Origin of the sequence: Anabaena sp. WFMT (genome assembly GCF_051781005.1) — a bacterium.
Classification (GTDB): domain Bacteria; phylum Cyanobacteriota; class Cyanobacteriia; order Cyanobacteriales; family Nostocaceae; genus Anabaena.
On record NZ_JBPWOA010000017.1, the window covers coordinates 79,795 to 104,573 of the forward strand.

The 24,779-nt window shown below is 39.4% G+C and carries 21 protein-coding genes; 16 read left to right on the forward strand and 5 right to left on the reverse strand.

What is annotated here, in order from left to right; genetic code table 11:
• Positions 1-50: 50 nt before the first annotated feature.
• From ACSQ6I_RS09165 to ACSQ6I_RS09200, 8 genes are all read left to right on the forward strand, one after another.
• Positions 51-839, forward strand: coding sequence for a Uma2 family endonuclease (locus ACSQ6I_RS09165; RefSeq protein ID WP_438890046.1), 789 nt, complete (start codon positions 51-53; stop codon positions 837-839).
• 367 nt (positions 840-1,206) lie between these two features.
• Entirely contained in the window at positions 1,207-2,520 is a 1,314-nt protein-coding gene (locus ACSQ6I_RS09170) for an FAD-binding oxidoreductase (protein ID WP_438890047.1), read from the forward strand.
• Positions 2,521-2,573: 53 nt separating this feature from the next.
• Positions 2,574-3,923 (forward strand): (Fe-S)-binding protein, encoded by a 1,350-nt coding sequence (locus tag ACSQ6I_RS09175; RefSeq protein WP_438890048.1) that lies wholly within the window; start codon positions 2,574-2,576, stop codon positions 3,921-3,923.
• 278 nt (positions 3,924-4,201) lie between these two features.
• Positions 4,202-5,419, forward strand: a complete 1,218-nt coding sequence (locus ACSQ6I_RS09180; protein WP_438890049.1) for an acetate kinase — start codon at positions 4,202-4,204, stop codon at positions 5,417-5,419.
• 26 nt (positions 5,420-5,445) lie between these two features.
• Positions 5,446-6,231, forward strand: coding sequence for a hypothetical protein (locus ACSQ6I_RS09185; protein ID WP_438890050.1), 786 nt, complete (start codon positions 5,446-5,448; stop codon positions 6,229-6,231).
• Between the two features lie 103 nt (positions 6,232-6,334).
• Positions 6,335-7,126, forward strand: a complete 792-nt coding sequence (locus ACSQ6I_RS09190) for an aminotransferase class IV (RefSeq protein ID WP_438890051.1) — start codon at positions 6,335-6,337, stop codon at positions 7,124-7,126.
• A gap of 140 nt (positions 7,127-7,266) precedes the next feature.
• Complete coding sequence (gene ftsH3 / locus ACSQ6I_RS09195) at positions 7,267-9,108, forward strand: ATP-dependent zinc metalloprotease FtsH3 (protein ID WP_438890052.1); 1,842 nt, start codon at positions 7,267-7,269, stop codon at positions 9,106-9,108.
• 297 nt (positions 9,109-9,405) lie between these two features.
• Positions 9,406-9,942: a Uma2 family endonuclease gene (locus ACSQ6I_RS09200; RefSeq protein WP_438890053.1), complete on the forward strand. Its 537-nt coding sequence runs from the start codon at positions 9,406-9,408 to the stop codon at positions 9,940-9,942.
• A gap of 210 nt (positions 9,943-10,152) precedes the next feature.
• Here the strand turns inward: ACSQ6I_RS09200 and ACSQ6I_RS09205 are convergent, their stop codons facing one another.
• The 3 genes from ACSQ6I_RS09205 to ACSQ6I_RS09215 all read right to left on the reverse strand — a co-directional run bounded on the left by ACSQ6I_RS09205 (position 10,153) and on the right by ACSQ6I_RS09215 (position 11,439).
• Positions 10,153-10,554, reverse strand: coding sequence for a type II toxin-antitoxin system VapC family toxin (locus tag ACSQ6I_RS09205; protein WP_438890054.1), 402 nt, complete (start codon positions 10,552-10,554; stop codon positions 10,153-10,155).
• Complete coding sequence (locus ACSQ6I_RS09210; RefSeq protein ID WP_438890055.1) at positions 10,554-10,838, reverse strand: hypothetical protein; 285 nt, start codon at positions 10,836-10,838, stop codon at positions 10,554-10,556. Before ACSQ6I_RS09210 ends, ACSQ6I_RS09205 begins: the two co-directional genes overlap by 1 nt.
• 94 nt (positions 10,839-10,932) lie before the next feature.
• Positions 10,933-11,439 (reverse strand): hypothetical protein, encoded by a 507-nt coding sequence (locus ACSQ6I_RS09215; protein ID WP_438890056.1) that lies wholly within the window; start codon positions 11,437-11,439, stop codon positions 10,933-10,935.
• Between the two features lie 294 nt (positions 11,440-11,733).
• Here ACSQ6I_RS09215 and ACSQ6I_RS09220 point away from each other — a divergent pair, with 294 nt between their 5' ends.
• Positions 11,734-13,908: a DEAD/DEAH box helicase gene (locus tag ACSQ6I_RS09220; protein WP_438890057.1), complete on the forward strand. Its 2,175-nt coding sequence runs from the start codon at positions 11,734-11,736 to the stop codon at positions 13,906-13,908.
• A gap of 107 nt (positions 13,909-14,015) precedes the next feature.
• Here ACSQ6I_RS09220 and ACSQ6I_RS09225 read toward each other — a convergent pair whose 3' ends face one another.
• Positions 14,016-15,026, reverse strand: a complete 1,011-nt coding sequence (locus ACSQ6I_RS09225; RefSeq protein WP_438890058.1) for an NAD(P)-dependent alcohol dehydrogenase — start codon at positions 15,024-15,026, stop codon at positions 14,016-14,018.
• A 217-nt stretch (positions 15,027-15,243) separates the two neighbouring features.
• On the opposite strand from ACSQ6I_RS09225, the gene ACSQ6I_RS09230 reads away from it, so the two are divergent.
• From ACSQ6I_RS09230 to nifD, 7 genes are all read left to right on the forward strand, one after another.
• Entirely contained in the window at positions 15,244-15,429 is a 186-nt protein-coding gene (locus ACSQ6I_RS09230) for a hypothetical protein (RefSeq protein WP_438890059.1), read from the forward strand.
• Between the two features lie 724 nt (positions 15,430-16,153).
• Complete coding sequence (nifB, locus tag ACSQ6I_RS09235) at positions 16,154-17,614, forward strand: nitrogenase cofactor biosynthesis protein NifB (RefSeq protein ID WP_438890060.1); 1,461 nt, start codon at positions 16,154-16,156, stop codon at positions 17,612-17,614.
• 103 nt (positions 17,615-17,717) lie between these two features.
• Entirely contained in the window at positions 17,718-18,056 is a 339-nt protein-coding gene (locus tag ACSQ6I_RS09240; RefSeq protein ID WP_438890061.1) for a DUF362 domain-containing protein, read from the forward strand.
• Between the two features lie 94 nt (positions 18,057-18,150).
• The gene (nifS, locus tag ACSQ6I_RS09245; RefSeq protein WP_438890293.1) at positions 18,151-19,356 is read left to right on the forward strand and encodes a cysteine desulfurase NifS; all 1,206 of its coding nucleotides are present in this window, start codon (positions 18,151-18,153) and stop codon (positions 19,354-19,356) included.
• Between the two features lie 201 nt (positions 19,357-19,557).
• The gene (gene nifU / locus ACSQ6I_RS09250) at positions 19,558-20,460 is read left to right on the forward strand and encodes a Fe-S cluster assembly protein NifU (RefSeq protein ID WP_438890062.1); all 903 of its coding nucleotides are present in this window, start codon (positions 19,558-19,560) and stop codon (positions 20,458-20,460) included.
• Positions 20,461-20,663: 203 nt separating this feature from the next.
• Complete coding sequence (gene nifH / locus ACSQ6I_RS09255) at positions 20,664-21,554, forward strand: nitrogenase iron protein (RefSeq protein ID WP_250855155.1); 891 nt, start codon at positions 20,664-20,666, stop codon at positions 21,552-21,554.
• Between the two features lie 136 nt (positions 21,555-21,690).
• A complete protein-coding gene (nifD, locus tag ACSQ6I_RS09260) occupies positions 21,691-23,073 on the forward strand; it encodes a nitrogenase molybdenum-iron protein alpha chain (protein WP_438890063.1) in 1,383 nt (460 codons plus the stop codon).
• A 394-nt stretch (positions 23,074-23,467) separates the two neighbouring features.
• Here nifD and ACSQ6I_RS09265 read toward each other — a convergent pair whose 3' ends face one another.
• The gene (locus ACSQ6I_RS09265) at positions 23,468-24,748 is read right to left on the reverse strand and encodes a PAS domain-containing sensor histidine kinase (protein WP_438890064.1); all 1,281 of its coding nucleotides are present in this window, start codon (positions 24,746-24,748) and stop codon (positions 23,468-23,470) included.
• Positions 24,749-24,779: the final 31 nt, after the last annotated feature.

Consider the following 24,779-nt stretch of genomic DNA (forward strand, 5'->3'; position numbering starts at 1 on the left):
CATATTACTACATAATAGAAATAGAAATTCTATCTTTAGGATTGTCAAGAATGTATCAAACAGAGCCGCCACTTTCCCCTAAAGAAACATTACCGACAATGTATGATCTTCCTAGCGAAGACCCGGAGGAACCTGGTTTGCCAGATCAATTTCATTTATTGCAACCACAATTGTTATCAGAAACATTCCGTCCACCAAATTATCCTAGTCAAGAGATATTTACAGGAAGTGATCTGAATCTTTACTATGATTTGCGCCATCCTTCATGGTATAAACGCCCAGATTGGTTTGGAGTTTTAGGTGTTCCCTATCTTTATGAAAATAGAGATTTAAGATTAAGCTATGTAGTGTGGCAAGAAGGAGTAAACCCTCATATTATAGTTGAATTACTCTCACCAGGAACAGAAAAAGAAGATTTAGGTCAAACATTGCGAGATGTAGAAAAACCTCCTGGTAAATGGGAAGTTTACGAACAAATTTTAAGAGTACCCTATTACGCCATATTTGACCGTTATCAATCTGAATTTAGAATGTTTCAGTTAACCGGCGCTCGTTATGCTGAAGTAAATTTATCAGATTTCCGTTTTTGGATTCCAGAAATAGAATTAGGTTTAGGAGTGTGGCAAGGAAGTTATAAAAATGTAAATATGCCTTGGTTACGTTGGTATGATCAAAATGGTAATTGGGTGTTAACTCCCGCAGAACAAGAAAGACTAAAAGCTGAACAAGAAAGGCTAAAGGCAGAAGAAGAAAGACAAAAATTAGAACAAGAAAGACAAAAAACGGAAAGATTAATAGCCCAACTACGTGCGCTTGGTGTAGAACCAGATTTAGATTAGATGCACCCCTACTATTCTCTCGTTCCCAGTCGGAGACTGGGAATGCCATCTAGAGGCTCTGCCTCCACCTAAATCCCAATATAAATCAAAATCTTCATAGAAAATCATCTTCATCTTATCGCTGATGCTGCAAACTTATCTAAAGAAATAGAAAATTCTAAATTATTTACTGCTCGTTCTATTATTGATTTAATTCAGAAAGCAGATTGAGTTGATTTGTGAGGGATGAGGCAGAGCCTCTATGATAGCATTCCTAGTCAGAGACTAGGAACGAGAAACGAGAAACGAGAAATGAGAAAAATCAGCTTGTGCATTTTGAGTCAAAATAACCATTACATTAATAAGTAAGGATATAAAAAATAAACTGATGAATGCGATGTCTAACGAAAAGACACAAAGTGTCTACGCATCTACCCTAGCATCTATTATCAACACAGAAAACGCTGTCTTACCTTGGGAAAATCTCGAACCCATTCAGCAACAACGCATCCAGCAAGCGATGGACTCCAAAAGTCATCCCAGTTGTATCGTTTATCCCCACACCCAAGCAGAATTAGCCGCTGTCATCACCACCGCCAATCAGCATAAATGGCGCGTTCTTCCCTGTGGTAGTGCGAGTAAAATCAACTGGGGTGGTTTAGCTAAAAATATTGATATTGTCGTTAGTACAGAACGTATTAACCAACTTATAGAACACGCTGTTGGTGATTTAACTGTCACCGTCGAAGCAGGGATGAAATTTGCCCACCTTCAGGAGATTTTAGCAAAATCTCGCCAAACATTAGCCCTAGACCCTGCCACACCCAAATCAGCCACCATTGGTGGTATCGTCGCAACTGCTGATACAGGTTCTCTGCGTCAACGTTATGGGGGTGTACGTGACCAACTTTTAGGTATAACTTTTGTCCGTGCAGATGGACAAATTGCCAAAGCTGGAGGAAGGGTAGTAAAAAATGTTGCCGGTTACGATTTGATGAAATTGTTCACCGGTTCTTACGGTACATTAGGAATTATCAGCCAAGTCACTTTTCGAGTTTATCCACTACCAGAAACATCAGCAACGGTAATATTAACTGGTAAAGCTGAAGCTATATCCCAAGCTGCGACAATTTTGCAAGGTTCTGAGTTAACACCAACTCAAGCAGATTTGCTATCAAATAAGTTAGTTTCTAATTTAGGTTTAGGTACAGGATTAGGATTAATTACCCGGTTTCAAAGTATTAGCGAAAGTGTGAAGGAACAGTCAAATCGACTTTTAGCAATTGGGCAAAAATTGGGTTTAGATGGATCAATTTATTCAACAGAAAATGAAGCTGATCTATGGCAACGATTACCAGAACAAATCCATGCTGATGTTACAAATTCTCTAATCAGTTGCAAAATAGGAATATTACCAACTAAAGCAGTTGAGGTGATTAATCAGATAGAAATGGGTTTGATTCACCTTAGTAGTGGTTTGGGTTTGGTAAGGTTGGCAAGTCAAAATCAAGTTTTGTCATTACGTCAGTTATGTCAATCTAATTATGGATTTTTAAGTGTTTTAGCTGCACCAGTGGAAATAAAGGAAAGGTTAGATGTGTGGGGTTATACTGGGAATGCTTTACAACTGATGCGGGGAATTAAGGAACAGTTTGATGGTAATTTTATTTTAAGTCCTGGTCGGTTTGTGGGTGGAATTTAATTATAACGAACCGCAGAGGCGCAGAGTACACAGAGGTAATTAGGGAAAAAGAAATGCAAGTTTCAGATGGTGCTGTTAATAATGTTGCTAGTATTAAGAATTTAAAGGGGTTTGATGAAATTCATCCTCCTGATCCAAAGTTGATTGATAGTTGTGTTCATTGTGGGTTTTGTTTGTCGACTTGCCCTAGTTATCGGGTGTTAGGTAAGGAGATGGATTCACCAAGGGGACGCATCTATTTAATGGATGCTATTAATGAGGGTGAAATTGCTTTAAATACGGCAACCGTGGAACATTTTGATTCTTGTTTGGGTTGTCTGGCTTGTGTATCAACTTGTCCTTCTGGTGTGCAGTATGATAAGTTGATTTCGGCAACTCGGCATCAGGTGGAGAGGAATTATAATCGCAGTTTACCTGATAAGTTAGTGCGTCAATTGATTTTTTCTCTGTTTCCCAATCCTGATCTTTTAAGAATTTTACTTTTTCCCTTATTGGTTTATCAAAAGTTGGGAATTTCTAAGTTATTGCAAGCTACTGGGTTAATTAAAGCTATATCTCCTCGGTTAGCAGCAATGGAGTCTATTCTGCCACAAATTACTCTCAAGTCTTTTCAAGATAATTTACCGGATGTGATTCCCGCTAAGGGTGAAAAAAGATATCGCGTTGGGGTGATTTTAGGATGTGTGCAACGGTTGTTTTTCTCTCCTGTTAATGAAGCAACGGTGAGGGTTTTAACTGCAAATGGTTGTGAAGTGATTATTCCTAAATCTCAAGGTTGTTGTGCAGCGCTTCCTGAACATCAAGGACAAACTGAACAAGCTAAGGTTTTAGCAAGACAAATGATTGATAGTTTTGCTGATACTAATGTGGATTTTATCATTATCAATGCTGCTGGTTGTGGTCATACTTTAAAAGAATATGGTCACATATTAGCTGATGATCCAGAGTATGCAGAAAAAGCAACAGCATTTGCAGCAAAAGTTAAAGATGCACAAGAGTTTTTAATGAATGTGGGTTTAACTGCTAAACTTTCACCTTTAACTGATAAAAATTTAACTTTGGTTTATCAAGATGCTTGTCATTTATTACATGGACAAAAAATTAGTGTCCAACCTCGTCAATTATTAAGGAAAATTCCGGGTGTGACTTTAAGAGAACCAATAGATGCAGCTTTATGTTGTGGTAGCGCAGGTGTTTATAATATGCTGCAACCGGAAGTTGCTGAGGAATTAGGTAAGCAAAAAGTACAAAATTTATTAAATACAGGGGCTGAGTTAATTGCTTCTGCAAATCCTGGTTGTACGTTGCAAATTAGTAAGTATTTACCGGATAAGAAAATATCGGTGATGCACCCAATGGAGTTGTTGGATTATTCAATTCAGGGTGTGAGGTTGGAGATTTAGAAACTCACCTATAGCAATCCTATTTGATTTATGAACGGAATTTTTAAAACGAACCGCAGAGACGCAGAGAGCGCAGAGGTAGAGAAAAAGAGGTGTTCATATCTTATTTAGGATTGCTATATCAACCCCCTTAACTCAGTAAAAGGGGGCTAATTTTTATAAATTATGATGGTAATGTAAAGTTTTTAAAGATAAATTTTTCCTACCCAGTGGCAGACTTTTATTAGTGATTGTAGGATCATGAAAACATTAGACCAGGTTATATTTATCATCTTCGTATGAAAATACTAGTACTTAATGCCGGTTCTAGCAGCCAAAAAAGTTGTTTGTATGAAATTCCAGATGCAAGTTTACCTAACCAAGCACTCCAACCCTGTTGGGAAGGAAAAGTTAACTGGAATCAAGACGGGGGTGTGGCAGAAATTGAGGTAAGAACAGCGACTGGTGAGGTATTGCAAGAATGTATCTCTGGGGACTCGCTACAAGCACACGTTGTTTATATGCTGAATACTCTCAATAGCGGTGCGACTAAGGTGATTGGTCATTTATCAGAAATAGATGTGGTGGGACATCGGGTAGTACATGGTGGACAAAGCTACCGCGATAGCGTGGTAATTACTGAGGAGATCAAAAAAGAGATAGGTCGTCTTTCTACCCTTGCTCCAGCCCATAATCCAGCCGCTTTAGAAGGCATAGAAGCCATTGAACAAAGCTTAGGAAATGTGATTCAAATAGCAGTATTTGATACTGGCTTTCATAGCACTTTACCCGATGCGGCTGCAATTTATCCTGGCCCCTATGAATGGTTAGAACAAGGTATCCGTCGCTATGGCTTTCATGGGATTAGTCATCAGTATTGTGCTAGTCGTGCAGCGCAAATTCTGGGACGAGATTTAACATCACTGCGGTTAATTACCTGCCATTTAGGTAACGGTTGTTCTTTGGCTGCAATTAAAAATGGTCGCAGTATTGATACAACTATGGGTTTTACGCCTCTTGATGGCTTGATGATGGGTAGCCGTTGTGGTTCAATTGATCCAGGAATTTTAATTTACCTGCTACGCCAATCTGATTACCCAGTAGAAAAGTTAAATTATGTTTTAAATAAAGCTTCTGGCTTAAGAGGAATTTCGGGTGTTTCCAGTGATTTACGGGAAGTAATAGCAGCAATTAACCAAGGTAACGATCGCGCTCAATTAGCTTATGATATCTATGTACATCACTTGCGGGCTGGCATCGGTGCTATGCTGGCTAGTCTGGGGGGATTAGATGCTTTGGTGTTTACCGCTGGGGTGGGAGAAAACTCTTCAGAAATTCGTCAAGCCGTCTGTGATGCTTGGGAATTTTTGGGACTGAAAATAGACCTTGAAAAAAATCAACAACAGCCAATTGATATAGATATTGCTACTTCTGATTCAACTGTGCGAGTATTAGTGATACGCACTCAAGAAGATTGGGAAATCGCTCAACAATGTTGGCAAATACTGCAAAAATGACTTTTGTGAGTTTGAATTTCTAAATTATGTTTTTATCTCGTGAAGCTATTACTACGCCTTTGGTAGCCTGTTTGTGTATTTTAGGAATTAGTTTAAGTCAATTCCCTAGACTACAAAAAATCTTAATTAGCAAACAAACTGCATCTGTAGAAACCCTAGAAAAAGACCAGCAAAAAGAAAATCTGCGTCTGAATTTACTCAAACAAATGCCCACCTTTAGTTACGATAACGTCATTGCTGATTGGGCATATATAGATTTTTTGCAATACTTTGGAGACAATGAAGTTAGAGATAAAATCGGTTATAGTTTAAGTCCAGAATATTTTGAAGTTATTCTCAAACGTGACCCAAGATTTTTAGCAGCTTATCTAGGTCTTTCTGTCAGTACTTCTTTATATGCTGGAATGCCAGAAAGGTCTATTGCCTTAATGGAGAAAGGTTTAAAATCTCTATCTCCTCAAGTACCTAAAAAATCTTATTATGTCTGGCGCTATAAAGGAACTGATGAGTTATTATTTTTAGGTGACTCTCAAGCTGCAAAAGAATCTTTCTCACAAGCTGCTAGTTGGGCTAGTAATTTTGCTGATGATGAAAGTAAAAAGGCAGCTTTTATTTCGGGAAAAACTGCTGAATTTCTGCAAAATAATCCTGACAGTAAGTTTGCACGAATTGCTACCTGGACAATGGTTTTACAAAACAATGTTGATGAAAAAACTCGCAATAGAGCAATTGAAGAAATAGAAAAATTAGGAGGAAAGGTAGTGATTAATGCTGATGGCATACCTGCTGTAACTCTTCCTGAAAAAGATTAAAATAATTCGTAATTCGTAATTCGTAATTCGTAATTGGGAACTGGTAATAAGTAATAAAGTCTTCTTCCCCTGCTCCCTGCTCCCTGCTTCCTATTCCCTCTTTATGTATTGGTATTCTGGAAAATTAATTGCATCTCAAACTCTGGAATTAGATATTAATGATCCGGGGTTACTGTATGGGGCGACGGTTTTTACAACGCTGCGGGTATATGAAAATTCCCTTAAAAATAGTTTAACTAACTGGGAAGCACATTGTTCCCGGTTGAAATTGAGTTTACAAAGTTTTGGTTGGAAAGAACCCGATTGGAATTCTGTGCGTCAAGGTGCAGAAATCCTCTTGAAAGATTTTCCTGTTCTCAGAATTACTATCTTTCCTGATGGGAGAGAATGGATAATTGGTAGATTATTACCGCTTAACTTGACAGAAAAGCAAAATAATGGTATAATATGCGCTCTTGCTAAACCGGGATTTGCTCGTTCTCTCCCCAACCATAAAACCGGCAATTATTTGAGTGCTTGGTTAGCAAAAAATAGTGTGCAATCTTTGCAAGCCGAAGAAGCGATTTTAATAGATAGTGAGGGAAATTGGCTAGAAACCAGTACTGGCAATCTTTGGGGTTGGTTTAATGGCTGTTGGTGGACACCACCGTTAGAAGTGGGAATTTTGCCAGGAATAGAGCGATCGCACATCATCAGCCAGTTAAAAAATCGCCAAATCGCCATCCAGCAAGAACCTTGGACACCAGAGCTAGTCAAAAAATTAGTAGCGATCGCTTACACTAATAGCGTTGTTGAGATAATTCCCATCCATACCGTACAACAGCCTACAGGGTCGCTACAATATAATCCCCACCATAAATGTTTTTTGGAACTTAAAGGATTATTTGTATCATGACACGAACACCTTTTTGGTATACGTTAAGATAAGTTAACATAATTCTAATAAAGCTCTCTCTGATTTTAGAGCCGTGATGCTATCGCGCAGAACGCCTGCTAAAAACGAAACAGACAAAATATACAGGAGAATAGACCTCTGTGAATAAAAGATGGAGAAATGCGGGGCTGTATGCACTGCTTTTTATTGTTGTAATCGCTTTAGGGACTGCGTTTTTTGACAACCAACCCCCTCAAGTAGAAACATGGCGCTACAGTGAATTTATTCAAGAAGTTGACAAAGGCAGAGTAGAAAAGGTCAGCCTCAGTTCAGACCGTTCTACAGCAATGGTTACACCTAAATACGACCCTAATAAAAAGCGCGTCACCTTAGTTAACGACCCAGATTTAATTAATACTCTGACAGCTAAAGGCGTTGATATTGCTGTATTACCACAAACCGACGAAGGATTTTGGTTCAAAGCACTAAGCAGCTTATTTTTCCCTGTATTACTTCTGGTTGGTTTATTTTTCTTACTCCGTCGCGCTCAAAGTGGACCAGGTAGCCAAGCCATGAACTTTGGTAAGTCCAAAGCCAGAGTGCAAATGGAACCCCAAACCCAAGTTACATTTGGTGATGTAGCGGGTATTGACCAAGCCAAATTGGAATTAAACGAAGTTGTAGACTTTTTGAAAAACGCTGATCGCTTTACCGCAGTTGGTGCAAAAATTCCTAAAGGTGTACTTTTAGTAGGCCCTCCTGGTACAGGTAAAACCCTCCTCGCTCGTGCTGTAGCTGGGGAAGCAGGTGTACCCTTCTTCTCAATCTCCGGTTCTGAATTTGTGGAAATGTTCGTTGGTGTGGGTGCTTCCCGCGTCCGCGATTTATTTGAACAAGCTAAAACCAACGCTCCTTGTATCGTCTTCATTGATGAAATTGACGCAGTAGGTCGTCAGCGGGGTGCAGGTTTAGGTGGTGGTAACGACGAACGGGAACAAACCCTCAACCAGTTGCTCACCGAAATGGATGGTTTTGAAGGTAACACAGGTATCATCATCATTGCTGCTACCAACCGTCCTGACGTACTAGATGCAGCTTTATTGCGTCCGGGTCGTTTTGACCGTCAAGTGGTTGTAGACCGTCCTGACTACGCTGGACGCAGCGAAATCCTCAAAGTTCACGCACGGGGTAAAACTTTATCCAAAGATGTTGACTTGGATAAAATCGCTCGTCGTACCCCTGGTTTTACAGGTGCAGATTTATCCAACTTGTTGAACGAAGCCGCAATTTTAGCAGCACGTCGCAACTTAACCGAAATTTCGATGGATGAAATCAATGATGCCATCGACCGTGTATTAGCTGGGCCTGAGAAGAAAGACCGGGTAATGAGCGAAAAGCGCAAAACCTTGGTTGCTTATCACGAAGCTGGTCACGCTTTAGTTGGTGCATTAATGCCTGACTATGACCCTGTACAGAAGATTAGCATCATTCCTCGTGGTCGTGCTGGTGGTTTGACTTGGTTTACTCCTAGCGAAGACCGCATGGATACAGGTTTATATAGCCGTGCTTATCTGGAAAATCAGATGGCTGTGGCTTTAGGTGGTCGTTTAGCTGAAGAGATTATCTTTGGTGAAGATGAAGTTACCACAGGTGCTTCCAACGACTTGCAACAAGTAGCCAGAGTTGCTAAACAGATGATAACTCGATTTGGGATGAGCGATCGCTTGGGTCCCGTGGCTTTAGGTCGTCAACAAGGCAATATGTTCCTCGGTCGAGATATCATGTCTGAACGTGACTTCTCCGAAGAAACCGCAGCCGCAATTGATGAAGAAGTTCGGAAATTAGTCGATACAGCTTATATTCGCGCTAAAGAAGTGTTGGTCAATAACCGCCACATTTTAGATGAAATCGCACAAATGCTGGTTGATAAAGAAACCGTAGACGCTGATGAATTGCAAGAAATTCTGACAAATAACGATGTGAGAACTGCTGCTTTTGCTTAATAGCTAGTAGTGGGAATTTAAGATTTAAAATAGGGGTAATTCTGGGTTTTCTGGAATTACCCTATTTTTTCTGAGCTAAACCCCTAAATATACAGTGGTATAATTGCAAAAATGATTATAGCGGTATGCACTTTAATAAAGTACATCATAGCCCCTTCCTCGCTTGCGGGGAGGGGGTTGGGGGTGGGGTTCTTGTATCTCACTCAACCGAAAACCGCTATAAGACCACAAGACTTATGCTAAAAACAGTCGAAGGTATTTATAGATAACGTCTTTTTTCATAATGCTGAGGCAACTATGCAATCTCCTACCCTCATCAACCCATTAGACAATTTTCTTGGGCAACCCAATATTGAAGCCTCTCCTGCCTGGGAGTTTATACAGGGACAAGCCCAGCAAAAACCCATGCCAACACTGTTTCATTCGCGTCTCCAACGTAACCTTGTTAACGCCATCAACAGCCAAACTACAGCCTACGAAGCTATCCAAGAACTCCGGTGTATCGTACCTCCCATGTCTCCCGTACCTGATATTGCGGTTGTTAAGAGCAATCGTTTTTCTGATGAAGATGGACCGCTACAAGGTTCACCGGACTGGTTAATTGAAATTCGCTCCCCCGACCAAAGCACCTTAGATATACAACACAAAATCCTGCACTGCTTGAGTAACGGGACACAGCTTGCTTGGCTCATTGATATTCAGCGAAAGCAAATCTGGGTTTGGGAAAATAAAGAGTTACCACTCGTTTATGCCGATAATGATACACTCCCCACCCTTGGCAACATCTCAGAATTGACTGTCGCAACCGTGATGGCAATGACTCAGCAAAGATGATATTTTGATATATTAAAATAATGAATATGTTTATTATGATTTTGGATGCAGTAAACGAATAAAGCCTTCTTGCTCAAAGTGTCGATTATGCCAATAATGATACACTCCCCACCCTTGGTAATATCTCAGAATTGACTGTCGCAACCGTGATGGCAATGACTCAGCAAAGATGATATTTTGATATATTAAATAAAATAATGAATATGTTTATTATGATTTTGGATGCAGTAAACGAATAAAGCCTTCTTGCTCAAAGTGTCGATCTGTTGTTAAAGCTTCGTTAATACTTCTTTCACGCATCAGTACAAAGCTAATGGAGTCGCATAAAGAGTAACTTTTATCCTGCCTTATCATCAATAGCTCAATTGCTTTTCTGTACAATGATTCATTAATCCAAACCGTTTCAATATCTGGGTTATCCAATAAGTCAACAACAAAAGCAAGTATGGATGAGCGAGGAAAGCGTCTGGCATTTGCTAAAGCAACATATTCAGCAATGATGTAACTGTGAGTTAGTCTAACTGTAGCCTTTTTGTATGCAGTAAAAGCTAGACTATGAAGTGGCTCAGTTGGATAATGTAAACAAAGTAACCCGGAGGTATCAATTAGCATTAATCCTCCTCGTGGTTATTAGCATACTCTCTCGCTAAGTCTGCATCAATGCTTTCATTATCAATATTTGTACTACTATAGATATTGAGTGTGCCAAAATGACGCTCAAATTTCGCCTGTGCTAATTCTTTTTGCACATCTGTAGATACTGGCAAAACTTGGCTAAAATGCTGTTCTAGCAATGCTGTTGCTAAACTTTCTGGAGAAATACCGACATTATTAGCTTGTTGCTGAATGGCGATCGCTATCTTATCGCTCAGTTCCAGAGTTAGAATTTGGCTCATAATCAGGATACTCAAGAATTAATGTTATTATAACATTGATTGCGTACAGCGGAAAAAGGCAAATAATAAATCACCGTAGAAATTAAAAGCTTTATTATTCCGATTCTACCTGTTTAACAACCTCCAAAGGTAAATCTAGCACCTCTGCAATTTGCTCGTCACTTAAGCCAAAATGCCGTAATTTATCAATTCGTTCAATCTTATTTTTATTCTTACTTCGCTGCTGGAACTTAGAAGCAACAACCTGATTTTTCTCTGGTTTAGTTTTGGTTTTTTTAGAACCAATATTCATACAACCAATTATATTTTGATTAATGCTTTTATCACCCAAAAAAAGATTCACATTTCCTTGCCGTTCTAGAACAGATTTAAGATTACCTTTATCAATTGGTTCATCAAAAATATCAGATAACATTTGTAAAAGTTCGTAACCTACATCCTTTATATGACCCGCGCTACAACCACAAGTTTCTGCAATATCAGCATACTTTTGATGCTTTAGCGTTCCCTCAATAACTCCACGTTGTAAGTCATTGAGATATTGTCCTGTGTTGAGATAAACAGCCTCATCTACAAGTTGTAGTAGTTCGTTAATCTGCATATTTAGGAATGTAAAGCTACATAAGTAATTTTAGCAGACTTTATCCGTATTTATCAGCTTTTTTCCGTCTTTTTGGTAATTTTTTTTGCGATCCGCTTTTTTCCGCTTTTCAGGTTTGGGTGTGTGGTGTAGGGTATGTAAAAAGTAGAACTTACGCAAGTTTCACACCAAATATTTATTGTAGGGTGCATCAGATACCACAAATCTGTTGATTGAAATCATTTATGCGCTTCCTTCTACATAAAACGGTCATGCCTAAATTGGGTAAGTCCTCAAAATAAAGGAGATATAATCATGACTGACAATGAACGCAAATTTATCACCAGTGAAGCTATATCCAATGACAAACATGATACTCATGAGAAAATTTGGAAAACAACTAAAGATAGTTTTTCTAGTCGAGATTGCATAGGATATTGGCGTTATCCCTTATTCTCTAAAGTAGGAGAAGTCAGAAAAGAACCAGACATTCTGATTGTTGATCGAGAGTTGGGATTAATTACTATAGAAATAGAAAATATTAGTATTGATCAAGTTGTAGCTGTTAATGGTGATCAATGGGAATTTGCACATGATAGTACATTGCTTTCCAATCCTGCACAACGTTCTAATCGTTCATTACAAACATTATTAGGATATTGTGATCGAGAAGATACTATTTTTCGCAAAATTACAGGACGTGCTTTAGTTGCCTTACCAAAAATTACCATAGAAGAGTGGCAACAAAAAGGTTTTGATCAATTACCTAATTGTCCTCCTATTATATTTAAAAATAATTTGGGTAAAACAGCTTTTTTTGAGAGAATTTACCAATCACAACCAATGGTTACAGGAGATCACATCAATGATGAACAATGGAAAGTATTGCGTGCTGTTATTAGTGGGACTCCTGTACTTCGTAAACCTTCTACAGCTACTTTTTCTCATACTAAAAATAGATCAGCTATTCTTTCAATTCTTGGGGAGTGGCTTTATGAAACTGACTTACAACAAGAACATATTGGTAAAGAAATTCCTCCAGGAGCGCAAAGAATACGGGGAATTGCAGGTTCAGGTAAGACTGTTTTATTGTGCCAAAAAGCTGCTAATATGTATTTAAAACATCCTGATTGGGATATTGCTTTAGTGTTCTTTACCCGTTCTTTATATGAGCAGATTGAAAGTTTAATAGATCGTTGGTTAAAAAGATTTAGTAATGGCGATGTTTCCTATGATGAAAAAGTTAGGAGAAAACTAAAAGTTCTTCATGCTTGGGGTGGTAGCTATAGAGCAGGTTTATATTCAACTATTTGTGAGAGACAAGGCGTTTCACCTCTGAAAGTTATTCAGGGTTTAAGCCCAAGTGAAGGATTAGCTGAATGTACTAAGAGGTTGTTAGATGGGAAAGAAATCCAACCTCTTTTTGATGCTATTCTTATTGATGAAGGTCAAGACCTTGTAAGTGAAGATGAAAGAAAATTTGAAGAAAATAATGAATCTAAACAAGCTATTTATTGGATGGCTTATCAAGCTTTACGTCCTGTTGATAATGAATCTTCTGAACAACGTTGTTTAATATGGGCTTATGATGAAGCTCAAAGTTTAGATAGTTTAAAAATACCAATGGCTAAAGAATTATTTGGTAAAAGTTTGACAAATTTAGTATCTGGACAACATAAAGGTGGAATTAAAAAAAGTGAAATAATGCACCGTTGTTATAGAACTCCTGGAGAAATTCTAACAACTGCTCACGCAATTGGAATGGGATTATTGCGATCCGATGGAATACTACAAGGATTAACAGACAAGAAGAGTTGGGAATCTATTGGTTATCAAGTTAAAGAAGGGGAATTTCGTTCTGGGCAAAAAATTGTTTTACATCGTCCTCCTGAAAATTCGCCGAATCCTATTCCTAAGCTATGGGAAAAGCCAGTTCTTGAATTTGAAACCTATGAATCTCGAACTCAAGAATTAGAAGCTTTAGCCGCAAGAATTAAATATAATCTTGAGCAAGATGGATTAAAATCTAGTAGAGATATTTTAATAGTCGTTTTAGGTTCAGTGAGAGATGCAGGTCAGTTGGAAACAGAAGTAGGAAAGTTCTTGATGAAAGAAGGAATTAATATTTACATTGCGGCTGCTAAAACACTGAATCAGTTAAATCCAAATTTTCAAGCTGGAACATTAAATCAAGATAAATTTTGGTGTGAAGGAGGTGTAACAATTTCTCGTATTCATCGAGCAAAAGGAAATGAGGCTAATATGGTTTATGTTGTTGGAGTTGATAAAATTGCAGAAAATGAAAATGATCCTAATTTACGAAATCAGCTATTTGTTGCATTAACAAGATCGAGAGGTTGGGCTTGTATGAGTGGAATTGGTGACTATCCTTTTTATAGTGAAATTAACCAAGTGATTAAAAGTGGAGATACTTTTACTTTCACCTATAAGAAACCGCCAAAAGTCAATACAGGAGAAGAAACAGAGTAATCGTAGGGTGGGTTAGGCAAACAAGGTAATCAAGCCAGAGAGCAAGAGGCAAATAATAAACAAGCTTGAATATCTGCTTCTACTAAACCTTCATATTTGTCACAGATTTAAACATGATCTGGTGTTGATGTGGAAGTTCTCTCACCGATGCCTGTAGTAAGCGTTACGATCGCAATTTTTCCCACCGCACGCTCTCCTTCACTATACCGATGAGCTTCTACTAATTCTTGTAAAGGATAGGTGCGATTCCTACGGAGCGCTTCGCTATCGCTCACAGTTCGCATTTTACCCCCTTCAATCAAATCTTTTAAATAAAGCAAATCCTTGCTATTAGGTCTTTCCAACACAAATTTTACCTTTTGACCAGGTAGAAACATTGTTAAAAAACTCTGCACAATCACTTCCGGGTTAGGCAACGTGGAAACATAAACCCCATTTGGCTTTAAAACTTTTCTGCAATTAGAAAATGCTCGTTTGGCAACTGCATCAAAAATAATATCGTACTGCACATTACCTTCAGTAAAATCCTGTTGCGTATAGTCAATTACCATATCTGCATTCAAAGATTTCACCAAATCCAAATTTCTGGTACTGCAAACACCCGTCACCTCAGCCCCCAACGCCTTAGCAATTTGCACCGCAAAAATGCCCACACCGCCCGAAGCCCCATTAATCAATACCGTTTGACCTAATTTGATATTTCCCAAGTCTCTCAGGGCTTGTAGAGCCGTTAGCGCCGCTAAAGGTACAGTAGCTGCTTCCTCATAACTCATATTTGTGGGTTTGGGAGCCGCAAAATTTTCCGGGATAGCTGCAAATTCTGCATAAGCACCTCCAGGAAAACTAGTGCTGCCATAAATAGCATCTCCTACTTTAAAGCGCGTTACTTGTGAACCAACTTCCACCACTTCCCCAGCCACATCAAACCCCAGAATCATGGGGAAATTGTTCCCCGTCAATAAACTCAACATTCCCTGGCGAATTTTCCAGTCAATGGGATTAACACTACTAGCGTGAACCTTTACAAGTAACTGCTCAGGCTTGATTTTTGGCTGTTCCACTTCTTCATACTGCAACACTTCAGCAGAACCATAGCGACGGATAACAACAGCTTTCATGACATTTTCCCCTGCTTGACTTGTTCGCCATATATATAGTGTAGCGATGCCAAAAGTTCAGAACGATTAATTTTTTTCCTATTCCCTATTCCCTAATTTGACATTATTTATCATTCCCGAACAGCTTTAAGAACGTGAAACCAAGAAAAACTGCTGTAAAAAACTAAATTTATTGCAAATGATCTGCATTAAGGGTTATTATAATATTGAAGCTAAAATGCTTATTCAACATAGGTTAGAAGTGCAATTCACATCATTAATCATTGAAAAGTTAAAAGAATATGAACTGCATTTTTATCTCAAAAAAAATGATATGTTGGATACAGAATATAAACTGGCAGATATCTGGACTATGACAATGGTTTCTACTCCAGATTTACACTTCAAATCCCTTGCAAACTAAGGCTTTTAGCAGGATTTGAGGATCGTTTGAGTACATGAGTAATGTAGCTTAAATTAAACTAAATTATTACTCAATCCCTTACAGGTATTGGGTTTTGACTGAGTACAAATAAATCCTGAACCCCACTCGAAAAATACTCGTACCCCAACTGAAAAACACTAGAACCTCTACCCGAAAAAATTTTATTTAATTTTTGTAACCCTGGCAAAGATTGGGGTTTCTAGATTTGAGTACAAACATAATATATCCAATAAATCCTATCCTAGACAGCCCAAGCACCTATCTAGAAACGGCTGCTATAAATCATTTATCGCCAATCACTTAATGCTCCTTAACAAAGTTAGAAGCCAAAAGTGAGTGGAGGGATGAGATAGCACCATGCCTAGAGTGAATGGAAGTCGCGGCTGTACACACAAAGTCTACCCAAGACCCAAACGTTGACACACACCAGCCGAACCCCAAGAATTTTCTGCCCACCCTTGTATCAATTTTAGATTAGGGATTTGGACTTCGACTGCGCTCAGTCGAACGATTTTGGATAAAAAGCCTTGATTAATAGGCTATTTCCAGAAATATAAATCATCCTACTTATCTAAATTTGGTATCAATACCAGGTTAACACCTGTGGGCAAGTGAGTAAGACGCGACTTCGGTTCATAGGCATTGGCAGTAGTAAAAGCATCTCCCACAGTGGCTCTCTAGTCCACCGAACTTGCGAAATTCAATGACACTACCTGCTACAAACATTCTCACCTCCTCCAATCAGGAATCCATTATCACCCCAGCTAAATCTGGTAATTGTGGTTGCGACAGCAGCACAACCCCAGAAATGGACGAAAAGCTCATAGAACGCATTTCTAAACATCCCTGCTATAGTGAAGAAGCTCATCATCACTACGCCCGGATGCACGTTGCAGTTGCACCAGCTTGTAATATTCAATGTAACTATTGTAACCGCAAGTATGACTGTGCTAATGAAAGTCGCCCTGGAGTGGTAAGTGAGTTGCTCACACCTGAAGAAGCCGCACATAAAGTGTTGGTAATTGCGGGTAAAATTCCCCAAATGACAGTTTTGGGAGTTGCGGGGCCTGGTGATCCTTTGGCTAATCCCGAAAAAACCTTCCGTACTTTTGAATTAATTGCAGATAAAGCACCAGATATTAAACTGTGCTTATCTACTAATGGTTTGATGTTAACAGAATATGTTGATCGCATCAAACAATTAAATATAGATCACGTTACTATCACCCTTAACACCATCGATCCAGAAATAGGCGCACAAATCTATTCTTGGGTTCATTACAAACGTAAGCGTTATAGAGGCGTGGAAGGAGCAAAAATTCTCCTAGAAAAGCAGTTGGAAGGTTTGCAAGCTCTCAAAGAAGCTGATATCTTGTGCAAAGTTAATTCCGTGATGATTCCTGGAGTTAATGACCATCACTTGGTAGAAGTTAACAAAGCTATTCGTGAGAGAGGTGCATTCTTACACAACATCATGCCGCTGATTTCTGCACCGGAACATGGTACACACTTTGGTTTAACAGGTCAACGGGGACCCACAGGTAAAGAACTGAAGGAAGTCCAAGACAACTGTTCTGGTAACATGAAAATGATGCGTCACTGTCGTCAGTGCCGAGCAGATGCGGTAGGATTATTAGGAGAAGATCGTAGCCAAGAATTCACCAAAGATAAATTCTTGGAAATGGCTCCAGAATATAACTTTGAAACACGCCAAGAAGTTCACGAAGGTATTGAGAAATTTAGAGAAGAAATTAAAGCAGCGAAAGACAAAGCAAAAGCAACTGCTGTAGAGAGTAACAATGGCAAATCTCTACAAAACAAACCCAAAATCTTAGTTGCAGTAGCAACAAAAGGTGGTGGATTAGTTAACCAACACTTCGGACACGCTAAAGAATTCCAAGTGTATGAAGTTGATGGTAACGAAGTGCGCTTTGTCAGTCATCGTAAGATTGATCAATATTGTCAAGGTGGTTACAGCGAAGAAGCTACCGCAGATAATATAATGAAAGCGATCGCAGATTGTAAAGCAGTCTTGGTATCCAAAATCGGCAACTGTCCTAAAGAAAAACTAGAAGCAGCCGGGATACAAACTGTTGAAGCTTACGACGTAATTGAAAAAGTTGCTTTAGAGTTTTACGAGCAATATGTAGCGACTGGAGAATAGGGACTGGGGACTAGGGACTGGGGGACTAGGAAAGAAACTTTTCCCAATACCCAGTACCCAGTACCCAATCACTAATCACCAATTCACACAAAGGTAAATAATCATGGCTTACAAAATTACTAGCCAGTGTATTTCCTGCAAGCTTTGTTTGTCTGTTTGTCCCACCGGTGCAATTAAAGTAGTTGACGGTATTCACTGGATTGACTCTGAACTTTGCACAAACTGTGTTGGCAGCATTCACACCGTACCTCAATGTAAAGCTGGTTGTCCCACTGCTCATGGTTGCGTTAAACAATCAGGCGATTATTGGGAAGGTTGGTTTGCTAATTACAACCGCGTCTTAGCAAAGTTAACAAATAAACAAGATTACTGGGAACGTTGGCGGAATACTTATTCTCAGAAGTTCTCCGAACAGTTGCAAAAGCATCAAGTAGTGGTTTAGGTAATAGGTGACAGAAAAGAAGTAAGTTTTTACCAATTACCAATTACCCATTACCTATTCCCAATAAGTAATAACTAATAACTTAATGACTAAAATGCAAAAGAATTGCATCTATCTCGATAACAATGCCACCACCAAAGTAGATCCAGCAGTTTTAGAGGCAATGCTGCCTTACCTAACGGACTATTACGGTAATCCTTCTAGTATGCACAGTTTTGGTGGACAACTTGGTAAAGGTGTCAAAATAGCCAGAGAACAAGTTGCGGCTTTATTAGGAGCAGAAGAATCGGAAATCATCTTTACCAGTTGTGGAACTGAGGGAGATAATGCTGCTATTCGTGGTGCATTATTAGCTCAACCAGAAAAACGCCACATTATCACAACTCAGGTAGAACATCCCGCAGTTTTGAATGTCTGCAAACAACTAGAAACCCAAGGTTATACTGTTACCTATTTGTCAGTAAATGCGAAGGGACAGTTAGATTTAGATGAACTGGAAGCTTCCCTGACAGGTAACACCGCTTTGGTGAGCGTGATGTATGCCAATAATGAAACCGGCACTATTTTTCCGATTGAAGAGATTGGTGCTAGAGTTAAGGAATACGGCGCTATCTTCCATGTCGATGCAGTTCAAGCGGTAGGTAAAATACCCTTGAACATGAAGACCAGCACCATAGATATGTTAACTATATCTGGTCACAAAATCCACGCACCTAAAGGCATTGGTGTTCTATATGTGCGTCGTGGAGTTCGGTTCCGTCCTTTCCTCCTTGGTGGACACCAAGAACGGGGACGCAGAGCAGGTACAGAGAACGTTCCAGGAATTATTGCTCTGGGCAAAGCTGCGGAACTGGAAATGCTAAATTTAGAAGAGGCAACCAAGAGAGAAAGCCAGTTGCGCGATCGCTTGGAAAAGGCTCTTCTTGCTAAAATTCCCGACTGTGAAGTAAATGGTGATCCTAGTCATAGATTACCAAACACCACAAATATTGGTTTCAAATATATTGAAGGTGAAGCAATTTTGCTCTCCTTAAATAAATACGGTATTTGTGCATCATCTGGTTCTGCTTGTACTTCTGGTTCTCTAGAACCTTCCCACGTTTTGCGGGCTATGGGTTTACCCTACACCACTTTACATGGTTCGATTCGTTTCAGTCTTTGTCGCTACACTACCGAAGCTGAAATCGATCAAGTTATTGCAGTTATGCCAGAAATTGTTGAACGTCTCCGCGCTTTATCTCCCTTCAAAAATGATAATGCGGGTTGGTTACAACAACAATCATTAGTTAGTAGTCAGTAGGGGCGAAGCATTCGGAGAATAGCCTTTTGATCACCCGAATGCTGATGCCTACAGCACGCTACGTAAACGCCCGTACATTAGTAATGGGTAATAGGTAAAAGTCTCCTAAATCTTGTAAGGGTTTAGCATTGCTAAACCCCTACCCAACGCTCAATTATTTCTTATAATCCAAAATCTAAAATCCAAAATCCAAAATCAACTATGTGGGACTACACAGATAAAGTATTAGAATTGTTTTACGATCCCAAAAACCAGGGAGAAATTGAGGAAACAGGCGAAGCTGGAGTTAAGGTTGCAACTGGAGAGATAGGTAGTATTGCTTGTGGTGATGCTCTGAGATTGCATTTAAAAGTTGAAGTTGCATCTGATAAGATTCTCGATGCTCGGTTTCAAACCTTTGGTTGCACCAGTGCGATCGCATCTTCCAGTGCTTTAACCGAAATGGTAAAAGGTTTGACATTAGATGAAGCCCTAAAAGTGTCTAATAAAGATATTGCAGATTACTTAGGTGGCTTACCAGAAGCGAAAATGCACTGTTCCGTTATGGGTCAAGAAGCCTTAGAAGCTGCCATCTATAATTATCGAGGCATTCCTTTAGCTGCCCATGATGATGATGACGAAGGAGTACTAATTTGTAGCTGTTTTGGTATCACTGATACTAAGATTAGAAAGGCAATTGCACAAAATAATCTCCTCAGTGCAGAACAAGTAACAAATTATGTAAAAGCTGGTGGCGGATGCGGTTCCTGTTTAACGAAAATTGATGATATAATAAGAGAAGTAAAGCAGGAAACCGCCAAACCAAATCTCAACACCAACGGCGTGAAAGCTACTACAGAAATTGCTAATTCAGGGACACAAAGACCATTAACTAATGTTCAAAGAATTGCCCTGATTCAAAAAGTATTAGATGAAGAAGTCCGACCCGTATTAATTGCCGACGGTGGAGATGTAGAACTCTACGATATAGAAGGCAATAAAGTACAAGTTATTCTCAAAGGTGCTTGCGGTTCATGTTCCAGCAGCACAGCCACATTGAAAGTTGCGATTGAAGCGAGATTACGCGATCGCATCAACAAAGAAATCATAGTCGAAGCAGTGTAGGGGCTGGGTCTCCTCGCCCATGAAAAAACCAGTAATTCTTACAACCCAATAAACACCATGTACACAACCAAATTTTCTGTAGAGCGATCGCCTCCATAGCGACGTTCTACACACGCTCACTGCCGTAGATAAATAGGCGTGAGAACCAAAAGACAAAAGACAAACACCCCAATCAACCAACAAATTCTAGGAAAAAACGAACAATGAGTACTGACGCAAATATTAGACAAATAGCTTTCTACGGCAAGGGCGGTATCGGTAAATCTACCACCTCTCAAAACACCCTCGCAGCAATGGCTGAAATGGGTCAACGCATCATGATCGTAGGTTGCGACCCTAAAGCTGACTCTACCCGTTTGATGCTCCACTCCAAGGCTCAAACCACCGTTCTTTCTTTGGCTGCTGAAAGAGGTGCTGTTGAAGATTTAGAACTCCACGAAGTCATGTTGACCGGTTTCCGTGGTGTTAAGTGCGTAGAATCTGGTGGTCCAGAACCCGGTGTAGGTTGTGCAGGTCGTGGTATTATCACCGCTATTAACTTCCTAGAAGAAAACGGTGCTTACACAGACTTAGATTTCGTATCTTACGACGTATTAGGTGACGTTGTATGTGGTGGTTTTGCTATGCCTATCCGTGAAGGTAAAGCACAAGAAATCTACATCGTTACATCAGGTGAAATGATGGCGATGTACGCTGCAAACAACATCGCTCGTGGTGTTCTTAAATATGCTCACTCCGGTGGTGTACGTTTAGGTGGTTTGATCTGTAACAGCCGTAAGGTTGACCGTGAAATCGAATTGATCGAAACCTTGGCTGAACGTTTGAACACTCAAATGATTCACTTCGTACCCCGCGACAACATCGTTCAACACGCAGAATTGCGTCGGATGACAGTTAACGAGTACGCACCTGATAGCGATCAGGGTAATGAATACCGCGCATTAGCTAAGAAGATCATCAACAACAAGAACCTCACCATCCCCACACCAATTGAAATGGATGAGTTGGAAGCATTGTTGATTGAATTCGGTATTCTTGATGATGACACCAAGCACGCTGAAATCATTGGTAAGCCCGCAGGTGCTACTAAGTAGTAATTGATTATTTAGGAACAGGAAAAAGGAAAACACTACATAATTTCCTTTTTACCTTCCTTTCCCTCCATTCCCCACCGGGGACATTAAGTCCCCAACCCTATCCCCCGTTCCTTAGGAGCAAGAGAGACAGAATATGACTCCTCCAGATGACAAGAAGATTGTTGAACAAAGAAAAGAACTAGTTAAAGAAGTTCTGAAAGCTTACCCCGAAAAAGCTGCTAAAAAGCGCGAAAAGCACTTAAACGTATTTGAAGAAGGTAAGGCTGATTGTGGTGTTAAATCTAACATCAAATCCCTTCCTGGTGTAATGACTGCTCGTGGTTGTGCTTACGCAGGTTCTAAAGGTGTGGTTTGGGGTCCTATTAAGGACATGATCCACATCAGCCACGGTCCCGTAGGTTGCGGTTACTGGTCTTGGTCTGGTCGTCGTAACTACTACATTGGTACAACAGGTATTGACACCTTTGGTACCATGCACTTCACCTCTGACTTCCAAGAACGCGACATCGTGTTTGGTGGTGACAAGAAACTCACCAAGTTAATTGAAGAATTAGACGTATTATTCCCACTCAACCGTGGTGTTTCTATTCAATCTGAATGTCCTATCGGTCTAATTGGGGATGACATCGAAGCAGTAGCTAAGAAGACATCCAAAACCATCGGTAAGCCAGTTATTCCCGTCCGTTGCGAAGGTTTCCGTGGTGTGTCTCAGTCTTTAGGACACCACATCGCTAACGACATGATTCGTGACTGGGTATTCCCCAGATCAGATCAAGCTAAGAAAGACGGTACATTAAAGTTTGAAGGCACTCCTTATGATGTAGCCATCATTGGTGACTACAACATCGGTGGTGACGCTTGGGCCAGCCGCATTCTGTTAGAAGAAATCGGTTTGCGCGTTGTTGCTCAATGGTCTGGTGATGGTACAATCAACGAAATGTTGATGACCCCCAACGTGAAGATGAACCTCATCCACTGTTACCGCTCGATGAACTACATCAGCCGTCACATGGAAGAAGCTTATGGTATTCCCTGGTTAGAATATAACTTCTTTGGACCTACCAAGATTGCTGCATCTTTACGTGAAATCGCTTCTAAATTTGACGCGAAGATCCAAGCAAATGCTGAGAAGGTAATTGCTAAGTACCAACCCACAATGGATGCGATTGTAGATAAATATCGCCCCCGTTTGGAAGGTAAGACTGTAGCTATGATGGTTGGTGGTCTACGTCCTCGTCACGTTGTTCCCGCTTTCCAGGACTTGGGAATGAAGATGATTGGTACTGGTTATGAGTTCGGTCATAATGACGACTATAAACGTACTACCAACTACATCGAAAACGGAACTATCGTTTATGACGACGTTACCGCTTACGAATTTGAAGAATTCATCAAAGCATTGAAGCCAGACTTAGTTGCTTCTGGTGTGAAAGAGAAGTATGTCTTCCAAAAGATGGGTCTTCCTTTCCGTCAAATGCACTCTTGGGATTACTCCGAACCTAGTGATATGGGTTGAAACGTGCGTTAAATTCGGATTTTTTTATTGGTGAATTAAGATAAGTTGGTTTTTAGTCTAAATCTAATTAATTATGTTCTATCATAACATTGTTTTTGGGTGACAGCAAATTATAAAGTTCTGATTCTATCTAGTTTTGGATAATTGTTAAATTTTAATTATTTGCTAATTTGTAATATAGGAAAACTTTTTTCAGGGGATTTTTTTAGACTAAATTTATCTATTTTTAAATAAAAGTATTTATTTTTGGCTATATTGATAACAATAAAGATGAAGGTAATTGGTTGAAAATGTGCGAGTCTATTCATAGTATTCCTGCACTCGTATCGGAAAATGATTTTTGTAATATGAGTGTGTTTATTGGCAGAGACAATATACGAAAAGCATTACCTTTTCATTGATGGATAGGAATTTGAATTATAAACTCAGTACCTTTTTCTGGATTTGAATAACATTCAAATTTACCACCATGTCTTTCTGTTATAATTTGATAACTAATAGACATTCCTAAACCCGTTCCTTTTCCAATAGGCTTAGTGGTGAAAAATGGATTCATTATCTGTTTTTGAATATCATCATTCATTCCTATGCCGTTGTCTATGATGCTAATTTTTATCCACTGAGAATCAACTACTCTCGTTTGTACTTTAATTTTGCCGATATTGTCGTAAATTTGTGCTACTCTTTGTTGAAGTTTTCGTTGTTCTATGGCATCAATAGCATTAACCAAAACATTTATAAATACCTGATTCATTTCTCCAGCGTAACATTCTAGTAAAGGTAATTTTCCATAGTCTGTAATCACTTCAATATCCTGGAGACGATGTTTTAAAATCATTAATGTGCTATTAATACCTTCATGAATATCCACTTCTTTAAATTCTGCTTCATCTATCCGAGAAAAGGTTCGCAAAGATAGAACAATTTGACGGATGCGCTGAGTACCAACTGTCATGGAATTCAGAGTTTTTGGTAAATCTTCTTTGATATATTCTAAATCAATCTCTTCTATTAGTTCCTGAATTTCTGGTTGATTGCTAAGTCCGTATTTTTGATATAGTTCAGTTAGCCGTAAAAGATCCTGAATATATTCCTGAAGGGGATTCAGATTACCGTGAATAAAATTTACAGGGTTGTTGATTTCGTGAGCTACTCCTGCTACTAATTGTCCCAAACTAGACATTTTTTCTGAATGAATCATCTGGGTTTGGGTGAGTTTAAGTTCTTGAAGGGTTTGCTCTAAATCTTGTGCTTGTTGACGTAGTTGATCTTCCAGACGTTTGCGATCGCTAATATCTCTGGCTACTACAACTACTTTATCTTCTCCCATAGCTGCAATACTAGCCTCAAACCAAACTACTTGATCACTAATTGGTAAGCTATACTCTATTTTTACAGTTTTCTTTGTACCAAGTGTCTGTTGAATACAATTGAGGAAATTATCCGCAAAAGCATGGGGTAAAACCTCATGCATAGTTTTTCCCACCATTTCAGCAGGAGGTTTGTATAAAGATGGTGCGCTGCTAGGGGCAATTTTTAGGTATCTTCCCTCTGCATTTAAAACCAGAATTACATCATGGATAGCATTGAACAATGCTAGTAGTTCTATTTGAGAATCTTGGAGAGATTCCTCTGTTTTTTGATATTTGTTAATATCCCCTGCTTCTGAAGTCATGATTTTTTCCCCTTTCCTTGTGAACTGGGAT

Bases quoted from the DNA above. Each gene is read 5' to 3' on its own strand.
- ACSQ6I_RS09200 (WP_438890053.1), top strand. From the start codon at position 9,406: ATGCAATCTCCTACCCTCATCAACCCATTAGACAATTTTCTTGGGCAA.
- nifH (WP_250855155.1), top strand. From the start codon at position 20,664: ATGAGTACTGACGCAAATATTAGACAAATAGCTTTCTACGGCAAGGGC.
- ACSQ6I_RS09225 (WP_438890058.1), bottom strand. From the start codon at position 15,026: ATGAAAGCTGTTGTTATCCGTCGCTATGGTTCTGCTGAAGTGTTGCAG.
- nifS (WP_438890293.1), top strand. From the start codon at position 18,151: ATGCAAAAGAATTGCATCTATCTCGATAACAATGCCACCACCAAAGTA.
- ACSQ6I_RS09210 (WP_438890055.1), bottom strand. From the start codon at position 10,838: ATGAGCCAAATTCTAACTCTGGAACTGAGCGATAAGATAGCGATCGCC.
- ACSQ6I_RS09205 (WP_438890054.1), bottom strand. From the start codon at position 10,554: ATGCTAATTGATACCTCCGGGTTACTTTGTTTACATTATCCAACTGAG.
- ACSQ6I_RS09180 (WP_438890049.1), top strand. From the start codon at position 4,202: ATGAAAATACTAGTACTTAATGCCGGTTCTAGCAGCCAAAAAAGTTGT.
- ACSQ6I_RS09165 (WP_438890046.1), top strand. From the start codon at position 51: ATGTATCAAACAGAGCCGCCACTTTCCCCTAAAGAAACATTACCGACA.
- nifD (WP_438890063.1), top strand. From the start codon at position 21,691: ATGACTCCTCCAGATGACAAGAAGATTGTTGAACAAAGAAAAGAACTA.
- ACSQ6I_RS09170 (WP_438890047.1), top strand. From the start codon at position 1,207: ATGAATGCGATGTCTAACGAAAAGACACAAAGTGTCTACGCATCTACC.
- nifB (WP_438890060.1), top strand. From the start codon at position 16,154: ATGACACTACCTGCTACAAACATTCTCACCTCCTCCAATCAGGAATCC.
- ACSQ6I_RS09220 (WP_438890057.1), top strand. From the start codon at position 11,734: ATGACTGACAATGAACGCAAATTTATCACCAGTGAAGCTATATCCAAT.
- nifU (WP_438890062.1), top strand. From the start codon at position 19,558: ATGTGGGACTACACAGATAAAGTATTAGAATTGTTTTACGATCCCAAA.
- ACSQ6I_RS09240 (WP_438890061.1), top strand. From the start codon at position 17,718: ATGGCTTACAAAATTACTAGCCAGTGTATTTCCTGCAAGCTTTGTTTG.
- ACSQ6I_RS09215 (WP_438890056.1), bottom strand. From the start codon at position 11,439: ATGCAGATTAACGAACTACTACAACTTGTAGATGAGGCTGTTTATCTC.
- ACSQ6I_RS09230 (WP_438890059.1), top strand. From the start codon at position 15,244: ATGCTTATTCAACATAGGTTAGAAGTGCAATTCACATCATTAATCATT.
- ACSQ6I_RS09185 (WP_438890050.1), top strand. From the start codon at position 5,446: ATGTTTTTATCTCGTGAAGCTATTACTACGCCTTTGGTAGCCTGTTTG.
- ACSQ6I_RS09265 (WP_438890064.1), bottom strand. From the start codon at position 24,748: ATGACTTCAGAAGCAGGGGATATTAACAAATATCAAAAAACAGAGGAA.
- ACSQ6I_RS09175 (WP_438890048.1), top strand. From the start codon at position 2,574: ATGCAAGTTTCAGATGGTGCTGTTAATAATGTTGCTAGTATTAAGAAT.
- ACSQ6I_RS09190 (WP_438890051.1), top strand. From the start codon at position 6,335: ATGTATTGGTATTCTGGAAAATTAATTGCATCTCAAACTCTGGAATTA.